The sequence below is a fragment of the Gelidibacter sp. genome, from assembly GCF_039916245.1.
Classification (GTDB): domain Bacteria; phylum Bacteroidota; class Bacteroidia; order Flavobacteriales; family Flavobacteriaceae; genus Gelidibacter.
This window is the reverse complement of record NZ_JBDSLS010000257.1, coordinates 1-10,662: the sequence shown is the minus strand read 5'-3', so window position 1 is coordinate 10,662 and position 10,662 is coordinate 1. Positions and strand designations below refer to the sequence as shown.

Below are 10,662 nucleotides of genomic sequence, written 5' to 3'. Positions count from 1 at the left end.
CCATTAAGGGTTTGGTTAGAAGCACAATCTCTTAATTATCTTAATGCCTTAATGGTTCAAAAAAAAAGACATACCCATACAATAATCAGTTAAAGAGCATTAAAAAATAAATTTGACGCTTTAGCTTTCTAATTTCAACTTCAACTTCAATTTCGATTTCAATTTCAATTGGAAGCCTCTTACTTCAATATCAAAAACTCACAACGTCTGTTAATCGAATGTTCTACTTCGCTACAATTATCCTTACAATCCACTATGCCATCTATGCCATTGTTGGTGTTTTTCACCAACAATTCAATGATTTAAGCATCCAATCTAAAAACCTTTTTCGGAACAAAACGAGATAGGGGATGACCCCTAGATACTCCCTACATACTCCCAATATGGTCTGCATAATCTTCCTATAAAATAAGTGCCGGTTTCTGCAGATTTCAACGTGGTCATCAGCGGTGTTTTTCAACAACAATTCAAAGGTGTTTACCCCTTTTTTAAGTGTCTTAACGCCACCAGATTCAGAATGCAGTATTAAGTAATCAGGGTTCCAAATTCAATGTTTCTTTCAACATCCTGTCCATCCCGTAGGCGGGCAACTTCAACTTCGATTTCAATTTCAACTTCGATTTCAATTTCAACTTCAATTTCGATTTCAATTTCAATTACAGCTTCAAGTGCACTCCATAGATACTCCATAGATACTCCATGGATAGTGTATGGATAGTGTATGGATAGTGTATGGATGCGTCATAGCTTAACTAATCAAATTTCACAGGAGACTGCTTCTGTAATACCTGAAAAAGTGTGATAAAGAATTAGAATACGAATCACATTATTAAGTCTTGAGTTTAGATCACATAAATTGGCTATACATTGCGTCACTTGCGCTCAACTTTGCGTCCGTTGCGGTTAAAGTATTCGCTTCCCGTTAAGCTGTCGATTAATGGAAGTGGAATCGGATTTCCACTTTCGCTAAAGCTACGGACGGATAAATGAAGAGTGGAGATTCGGTTATTCATTTCTTAATTATCTTAAAACTAAACTGCTCAAAAAAAGTTGAGCATTAAGAAGTTAAGGGCCATTAAGGGTTTGGTTAGAAGCACAATCTCTTAATTATCTTAATGCCTAAATGGTTCAGAAAAAGGTAAAACATTAAGAAGTTAAGGGCCATTAAGGTCTGGTTAAAAGCATTATCTCTTAATTATCTTAATGCCTAAATGGTTCAGAAAAAGGTAAACCATTAAGAAGTTAAGGTCCATTAAGGTCTGGTTAAAAGCATTATCTCTTAATTATCTTAATGCCTTAATGGTTCAGAAAAAGGTAAACCATTAAGAAGTTAAGGGCCATTAAGGGTATGGTTAGAAGCACAATCTCTTAATTATCTTAATGCCTTAATGGTTCAAAAAAAAAGACATACCCATACAATAATCAGTTAAAGAGCATTAAAAAATAAATTTGCCCCTTTAGCTTTCTAATTTCAATTTCAATTTCAATTTCAATTTCAACATCAATTTCAATTGGAAGCCTCTTACTTCAATATCAAAAACTCACAACGTCTGTTAATCGAATGTTCTACTTCGCTACAATTATCTTTACAATCCACTAACGGCACCCGTTCGCCATAACCTCTGGAACGAAGACGTTTTCTGTCAATCCCGTTTTCAACCATATACTCAAGGGTGGCGGCAGCGCGTTGGTGCGATAAATGAAGATTGTACAAATCAGAAGATCTATTGTCAGTATGTGCCCCCAACTGGATTTCCATGCGTGGATATTTGTTCAGTAAATCGACCAAAACATCCAAAGTGCTTGCAGCTTCTGGCTTGATGTCCCACTTGCCATAATCAAAATAAATGTTTTCCAATTCAATATAGGTATAGCCGTCATCCTTGGTTACCACAATGTCTTCGGCATCATCATAAGATTCAATGGAAAGCTCAATATTAAAGGTAATATTGCCATCATCATTGGTGGCGAAAATTTCTGTTGTGGGGATATAGAAATCGCGATGCCCTTCAATACTATAAACTTTATTAGGTTCAGTATTGAAGACATATTGCGCGTCTTCGCCTACAACCATCTGACCCACCAAAAAGTCGTTTTCGTCATATAAGGTGATGGTCGTTCCAGGAAGTAAATTCTTTGAATTTTTATCCCGAACATTCCCTTCAACGGTAAATTGACGTTCGTTTTCCTTACGGGTAAAGGCGTATAAGTTGTCATATCCGGTGCGGTTGGATGACAAGTAACCCGTGTCGTCATCTTCATTGACGATGAATCCAAAATCGTCCATTTCTGAATTGATGGTTTCTCCTAGATTAAGAGGTTTGGAATAGACACCATCATAAATTTTGCTCACGAAAATATCCAATCCACCCAGGCCTTGGTGTCCGTCAGAAGAAAAATAAAGCGTGCCTTCATAACCTACAAACGGGAACTGCTCTCGATGTATGGTATTAATGGTGCTGCCTAAATTTACTGGATCGCCATAGCTTTCTTCTACATAGCCTTCAAAATGATCATTAATATCAACATAATAAATATCGAAAGAACCTAAACTGCCTGGCATATCACTCGAAAAATAAAGGCGGCTGTTATCTTTGTTCAATACCGGATGTTGGGTAGAGTAGAGGTCACTGCTAAAGGGTAGTGCGGTAATATTAGTCCAGACGTTGTCAACTAATTTTGCTTTATAAATCTTGACCGTCGCCACCAATTCTTCGCCAATAGGCACGCGGTTTTCATTGGTTCTGGAAAAATACATCGTTAGGCCATCATTGGAAAAGGTGGCATTGCTTTCATGTGTTCTGGTATTGATTTCGTCGGAAAACGGCTGGATATTGACCAGTCTTTTGTCCTTGGAAACGTCCGCTTGATAGAGATCCAAATACGGTTGGTTATTCCAGCTGTAGATGGCGTTTTTATTATTTCTGAAAGATGAAAAAACGACTTTATCTCCAAAATAAGCGATGCCAAAATCGCCGGTGCGCGAGCTTTGGTTCATCTGTTTGATATCATAGGTAAAAGGCACGAGTCTGTTGAGGTTGGTACTGAACTTTTTGGTATCTACAACATAGCCAAGATATGCGCTCATTATTTTATCGGCGTTTTCATAATCTTTGACACCTTGTAGCACTTTAGCATATCTGAAATAAACCTCAGGTTTTAAACTGTCTTTATAATTGGTGAACAAGCCTGCGTAAGGGGTTCGCGCCAATTTCATTTGAGAATTGAAGTAATAGGAATCTCCCAGGTTTTGAAGAACTTCCTGGTTTTTATCTAGCGATTGGTAAATTTTTGCAGCCTCAACGTACGATTTTTGTGCGAAGAGTTGGTTGGCCTTTTTTAAGCTCGGTCGTTGCGCATGGACCGTCCATGAGGCAACAAGTAAAAATAGGAGTAGGCAAACGTTTTTCATGTGTTTATATTTATTGTTTTTCAATGGTCACATGCTGTTCGCAGATAATCTTTCCCTTGTATGTTAAAATCTTTAGCATGCTCTTGTCACATCTCTTTTTTTAGAAAAATCTTGGTGATTTATCATATCCTTTTGGCTTACCTAATTTATTGATATCAAATAAAATCATAATTTCATGGGTGCCAGAATTGAATCTGCCCAAATTGGACAAGGTATAATCATAGGCATAACCAATCCGCATGGATGGACTTATCCTGAAATTAGCCAATCCCGAGACCGCATCATCAAAGCGATAGCCTGCGCCAACTTCAAGCATATTATTGATCAGTAAATTGGCAGTTAAATCAAGCGATAATGGTGCTCCAGAAACTGCTTTGGTCATAAATGCAGGTTTTAATTTCAATTGTTCATTGAGTTCAAACACATAGCCACCCGTAAGAAAAAAGTGAATTTCTTCAACGCCATTTGCCACAATCCCACTTTCTCTCTCGAGGTGCTTTGAATTTAGCAGGTTAGGAGCAGAGAAGCCAACATAATAATTGGATCCAAAAAGATAGGCACCTGCACCAATATTTGGAAATGTTTTACTCAGGTTATTGGCAAATGCCGGATCTGGCAATACATCCGAATAGATAAAGCCATTGAAATTGGTGTTGAAAAAACTGGCTCCTGCTTTAACGCCGAGCGACAGTTTAGTTTCTGCTCCCAAAGATAAAATGTATGCAAAATCGGCATAGACATTGGTTTCGTTGACCACATTCCCAATTTGATCGTTAATGATGGATAGTCCAACCTGTATTTTTTCTTGTAAAGGTACATGCACAAAAAGCGACCCTGTATTTGGAGCGCCCACTGTGCCGACCCATTGGGTACGGTATAAGGCACCTATATTGATATCTTCACCTTCAGTGGCGTAGGCAGGATTGATGACCCTCATATTATACATGTATTGAGTGTATTGTGGATCCTGTTGCGCCACACTGAATAATCCCGTCAGAAGCAAGAAACCAAGAAATGTATATTTTAAATTTTTAATTATCATAGATAACTTTATTCAGATTACCTGTTAAGGTACACGCTACCTTGTATCGTTTTATTGTTAGTGTCCTTGAGTTCCAAAATATAATAGTAAACGCCTACAGGCAAAACGCCATTGCCGAGAGCTCTTCCATGGTTTGAAGTCCCATCCCAATTAGGGGTATTAATATCGCCTTTATAAAGAATGTTTCCGTATCGGTTATAAATTTGCAATTTGAAATTAGGGTATAATTCCCTAAGGTTTTTAATAAAGAAATCGTCATTGATATTATCGCCATTCGGACTAAAACCATCCGGAATGATAATTTCCAAAGGTTCGCATAAATCAATCGTAACCCTTACTGCCAATCGGACATCATTGCCACACCCGCTTAAAGTCGTATTGGATGCAAAATAGGTGGTGCCATCTACTAAAGGCGTATCCCGAGTATATGCTGTACCATTTTCTATAGCATCATACCAAGTAATGATATCAGCGCCAATAAGCTGGCTTGTTAAGTCGGCAATGGTTGCGGATTCATCTTCACAAAAGATGTTACCTTCATTTACCAATTCTGGTGTTCCTGCATGTTCAATATTGAAATCTACCGTTGGAAGGGTGCCGGATGCAGTACCACAATTTGTGATAGGATTCAAAAGGTTTAAAATCGTAAAAGTCGTGGTTCCAATGGTTGTCAATTGAGAAGCGGGGATGTAAATATTACTGCTGCCATTGGTGATGTTGACCGTAATGGTTTGTTCAGTACTATTGGCTCCTGCAAGCGAATAGGTTAGATTATAGTTGCCGTCAGAAAGTTGTGTTGCTCCAGATAAATTAATAGTTATGTCATCGTCCAAACAGATGGCATTGGCGCTCAATGTGAGCCCCGTAAGATCTGGTTGTGGAATAAGCGCAACCGTAACGATTGCCGAATCCGTGCCGCAAGCATTAGTAACAGTATAGGTATAAGACCCACCATTATCTTGTGCAGGGTCAAAAATACCCGAGCCACTTGCTAAAGCAGGGGACCAGGTGCCTCCAGTTTCAGGTGTGCCGCCAAGACTGTCAAAAAGATCTTGTGGTGCATCATTAGTACAAATCGCAAATCGGCCATTTAAACCTGCCTGAGGCGCGGTATCAACGGTCACGGTTACTGTTGCTGTCGCCGTTCCACAAGGTGTTATTCCAGAAACCGTATAGGTATAAGTTCCAGCAGCATCTTGTTTAGGGTCAAACAGTCCAGTGCCACTTGCCAAAGCAGGCAACCAGATGCCTCCCGATTGAGGCGTGCCGCCTAAACGATTATATAAATCTTCTGGATTGCCATCAATACAAAGTGCGAGGTTCCCATTGATTCCTGGATCAGCTTGAGGATTCACGGTGACTTCAACGGTTGCCGAAGCTTGTTCACAATCTGTAGTAATGGTATAGGTATAAGTTCCTGCAGCATCTTGTGATGGATCAAAAACACCTGTGCCACTTGCCAAAGCAGGGAACCAAGTACCTCCAGCATCTGGAGTACCACCTAAACTATTAAATAAATCCTGTGATGGATCACTGCTACATAAAATCAGACTTCCGTTTGTACCAGCGTTAGCTAATGGATTAACGGTTACGGTTACTGTTGAGAAGGCATCCCCACAAGGTGCAATTCCAGAAATGGTATAGGTATAAGTACCAGGAGCGTCCTGTGACGGATCAAAAACACCCGTACCGCTTGCCAAGGTAGGAGACCATGTGCCACCTGATTGTGGTGAACCGCCTAAGCTGTCAAATAAATTTACTGCGGCGCTATCCGAACAGAGGCTTATACTTCCGTTGGTTCCTGGTTGGGCCTTAGGGTTAACAGTGACGTTAACTATTGCCGAAGCCGCTCCACAAGGTGATACGCCGCTAATGGTATAAGTGTAAATACCAGGAGTATCCTTTGATGGATCAAAAAAACCTGTGCCACTTGCTAAGGCGGGTGACCAAGTTCCTCCAGTTTCTGGCGTACCGCCTAAACTATCATATAAATCCTCTAAACCATCAGTAATACATAAAGCCAAACTTCCGTTGGTTCCAGGATTAGGTAACTGGGTAATATTTACGGTTACTGTTGCCGAAGCGTCTCCACAAGGTGCGGTTCCAAAAACCGTATAGGTGTAAATTCCTGCAGCATCCTGAGAGGGATCAAAAACCCCAGTGCCACTTGCTAGTGCAGGGGTCCATGTGCCGCCCGATTGTGGTGAGCCACCCAAGCTGTTAAATAAATTTTCTGGAGCGCTATTAGAACACAGTGTCAAGTTGCCATTGGTGCCCGGTAGAGGCTCTGCACTGATAGTCACGGTAACTGTTGCTGAAGCTGGGCCACAAGGAGGAACGCCATAAACGGTATAGGTGTAAACGCCAGCAGAATCCTTTGAAACATCAAAAATTCCCGTGCCACTTGCTAAAGCAGGAGACCAAGTACCTCCAGGTTCTGGATTGCCTTGCAAACTGGCAAAAAGATCCTGTGCAGGACTATTAACACATAAGCTCAATGTGCCATCGGTACCTGGATTGCCACTTTCAGTAACCATAATACTTACGGTTGCTGTGGCGGTGGGACAAGAGGCAGAGCTGACAGCATAGGTAAACACATAAGGACTTCCCGCGACTGTCATGGTCGATACATCTACAGTGCCTATATTTCCGTGGGAAGTTGCTCTCGGCCCCGTCCAAGTTCCTGAAGTATCTGGTGAGCCTAAAAGGGCCTCAAATAAATTTACCGTGTTGGTGCTTGCAACGCCAGTTTCGCAAATCTCGATTTCCCCATTGTTGCCCGCATTGTTCAGCGGTACAATCTCAACTTTAACTTGAAAACGTTCAACGCTTTCACAAGGTGAATCAAAAGTGGTGGCATAATAAGTTTCGCCATGGACTAACGGTGTTGATAATGGTAAAATGGTACCTGATGAAATCGTGCCATACCATTTGTTTGTTCCCGATGCCACTAAATCGGCCACAGTGGGATTGGAGCCCTCACAAAATAACTGAACCGGATCGCCGGTGGGAACAGGAACCACACCAACCTTCACTAAAACGGAGAGTCGTGAAGTTCTACATCCTGTATCTGGATTGGATTGGTTCACATAATAAGTGGTCTCATTCGTTAAAACTGTTGAAACCAGTAAAGGGCTTCCTCCCGTGGCTACATCATACCATTGCACATCATTTCCAAAAGCAATTAAGTCAGAAATCGTCGCTTCTTCCGGATAATCCACGCAAACCCCTTGAAAAGGTAAGCTAAGTGGTACACCATATATAGTAACTAATACACTCTGCCGCGTACCACAAGTACCAGAGTTGTTGTCGGCGAAATATCTTTTACCATTTTCAAGACCTTGGGTAAGAGAGAGAGCAATTGTAGAATTGGCCGTTGCATACCATTTGATACCACCGCCATTATTTGTTGCCGCAATGGAAAGGGTTGCCAGAGTAGGCGTTTCAACATCACAAAAACTTAGTGTCGGAATGGTCACGGTTGGACATTGAGCAAAACTATTCACGGTTGCACCCATCACAAATAGTAAGGCAACAATAAATTGATTATAAAAATGCGGTATAGTAGTTTTCTTCATAAATACAAAAGACGATTCATTAGGTGAAATCGTTTCTTTAAATTAGTTGGCGTCGCGTATCTGGGCATCAGGATCATATTGTAAGATGTAAATGCCTTCATTACTATAACCTCCTAGAGTGTTCTTTTCATAATCAAATTTCAGTTGGGTGTATTCCGTAATATAATTTATGGCTGAATTTTCAAAGCCTTGTTGTTGCATAAGCCTTAATAAGCTGTCAATTGTAATATCAAATCCTAACATAATATTTGTGGATGGTAGTATTTTGTGTTTTTTTTGATAGGCACTTAAAAATTGCTTTGAACTTTCGGTTGACTTAGCAGGAATTAAAGAAGGGAAAATCATCTTTAAAATTTGATATCTTTTTTGGGACACATTGCTATCATCAGGAATTAAAGACGCGTCCAAAACCGCTAATTGCAATTTGTAATTCGATAGTTCACTCAAAAGCGCGTTGGTAGTGTTTAAAAAAGTACTGTTTCGTTCGCTATCGATAATCACATAGTTGATTTGTCCTTTTTTTAGTTTAGACTTCAATTCCGCCTCACTAAAGGATCCATTTTTTTTGATGGTCACAAAGTCTGCATTTGGTACCTGGCCTGTAATAAAAGCTTTGCTTTCTATGCGATCGACATCATTAAGCACAATAATATGGCCTTGTTTTGCCATCATATAATTAAGCACCTTTAGCCTTTGTTGATTTATGGAAGGCAGCGCACTATATAAGTTGTTGGTGTTTTTTTTATTGTCAATTGTAGTAGTTGTTATCACCGGTGTATTGTTGTCCGCCGTAAACGCTGCAATTTCTTCCTCAATGGATTTGTAAAACGGTAAGATGATGGCGTCATAGTCTTTAATATTATGATCTTGCATTAAAGACATGGTTTTCGAGGTTTGGTTGACGCTTTGCGCTTCAACAATAGTCACATCTACATTGAGATTCATTTTTCTGATGGAATCGATAGCTATATTGGCGCCTTTGTAAAACTCCAAATGGCTGCGTTTAAAATCGTCAGACAGGTTTTTGAAGTTGGCGTCTATTCTTGCGTAATTTTGATAATCAGCTTCCGAAAAGGGCAGAAAAAACAATAGTTTTTTTGAAGTTGAGGTGTGTGCTGAAGTTCTTAAGTCGGCAAAGCCCGCAGTGATTTTCGGCATCATTAAAACTTCAGTGTTTAAAGCTATATTTGATACTGGGTTTGAAGCCGTGTTATCATTTGGCATTTTGATAAAAGTGCCTATTTGAACAGATTTATTTAACAGTGGATTAAGTTCTAAAAATTCAGGAACGGTCATCCCTGCCTTTTTAGCTAATCCATAAACGGTCTCGTTGGGTTGAATTTTATAAAGGTTATAATCACGGTCAGAACTATCTGGCGCATCGGCTATAGAAGATTCCTCGATTGCTTCTTCAGGATGTGTGTCGGTTGCTGCCAGTTCTTCATGCTTCTCTTTTTGAGTAATCGCTTTAGTTGGAACTACATTAGAAATAATCGTTTTTACTTCTTTTTCTTTTTGAACAATTTCTTTAGAAGGGAGGTCATGTTTAACAATTTTTTTCTCTTGTTTTTCTAAGACTTGAGCAGGTGCTTTGGATGGAGTTTGGTCAGAAGTCACGACTTTTTCTGCTTCTTTGACCTCTATTGTTGGCATTACTACAGCTTGAGTGGGTTTGGTTTCATTTTGAGCAATTGGTGTATTGGTAGGATTGGATTCAGTAGATGGCATGTTGATGGTCTGACCTACGATAAGCATCTTGGCTATATGTGGGTTTTTACGTTCCAATTCAAGTACGGAGGTGTTGAAACGTCTGGAGAGACTGAATTTAGTATCTCCATATTTTACGACATAATCCCCATTATGGCTGGCGTTGTCATCATCACTACCCGGAATCCATAAGATTTGTCCTATTTTTAAATCCCCGGAAATCGTTTTGGAATTCGCCTTGACCAATTCGTCAACGGTCAATCCGTTGGCACTCGAGATTGCAAAAAGGGTTTCGCCAGAGACCACCTGATGGGTTTTCCCTTTCTTGTTCATGGGTTTGGAAGGGGTTTCTTCACTGACGTAGGTTGGGGATGGAAATATTTCCAATACCTGACCTACATTCAACCCAGAGAGGATTTGTGGGTTTTGAGATTCAAGATCACTAACCGTCAGGCCAAATCGTTTTGAAATGCTGTATTTTGATTCGCCAGCCTTGACCGTATGACTTATGGAAGAGCTCACTTCAGAAGCTTTTAGGGGGTCGGATCCACTTTCGAGAGTTGGAGTTTTAATAGTGCTTTCAGGGATGACCAAAACGTCATCTATTTTAACGCCGTCAACGGCACTTGGGTTGGCTTTCTGAAGATCGAAAAGTGTAACATTGTATGTTTTAGAAATAGACAATAGCGTTTCTCCACTGCTAACGGTATGTTTTTTAACGCTTTCCTGGGCATTACCGATATAAAAGCTTAAGAATAATAGCGCTATAAACGTATAAAGTCTCTTCATTTTAATCACTGAGGGTTGGAATTTTTACTAAACATCAAAAAATAATCTGATAAAAATACCAAAAAATCAGTCAAGAGCGCTATTTACGTGCGTAATTAAATTCTTTTTTTAAACAATTATCTTAAACTGTGAAG

The 10,662-nt window shown here is 40.0% G+C and carries 5 protein-coding genes; all 5 read right to left on the bottom strand.

Annotation, left to right across the window (positions count from 1 at the left end):
* Positions 1–525 precede the first annotated feature (525 nt).
* On the bottom strand, positions 526–690 hold the full coding sequence (locus tag ABIQ28_RS13400; protein ID WP_348038143.1) for a hypothetical protein: 165 nt from the start codon (positions 688–690) through the stop codon (positions 526–528).
* Between the two features lie 832 nt (positions 691–1,522).
* The gene (locus tag ABIQ28_RS13395; protein ID WP_348038141.1) at positions 1,523–3,412 is read right to left on the bottom strand and encodes an OmpA family protein; all 1,890 of its coding nucleotides are present in this window, start codon (positions 3,410–3,412) and stop codon (positions 1,523–1,525) included.
* 100 nt (positions 3,413–3,512) lie between these two features.
* On the bottom strand, positions 3,513–4,454 hold the full coding sequence (locus tag ABIQ28_RS13390; RefSeq protein WP_348038139.1) for a type IX secretion system membrane protein PorP/SprF: 942 nt from the start codon (positions 4,452–4,454) through the stop codon (positions 3,513–3,515).
* Positions 4,455–4,471: 17 nt separating this feature from the next.
* Positions 4,472–8,032 carry a gliding motility-associated C-terminal domain-containing protein gene (locus ABIQ28_RS13385; protein ID WP_348038137.1) on the bottom strand — a complete coding sequence of 1,187 codons (3,561 nt, stop codon included), beginning with the start codon at positions 8,030–8,032 and terminating at the stop codon, positions 4,472–4,474.
* Positions 8,033–8,074: 42 nt separating this feature from the next.
* Positions 8,075–10,528, bottom strand: coding sequence for a LysM peptidoglycan-binding domain-containing protein (locus ABIQ28_RS13380; protein WP_348038135.1), 2,454 nt, complete (start codon positions 10,526–10,528; stop codon positions 8,075–8,077).
* Between the last annotated feature and the right edge of the window lie 134 nt (positions 10,529–10,662).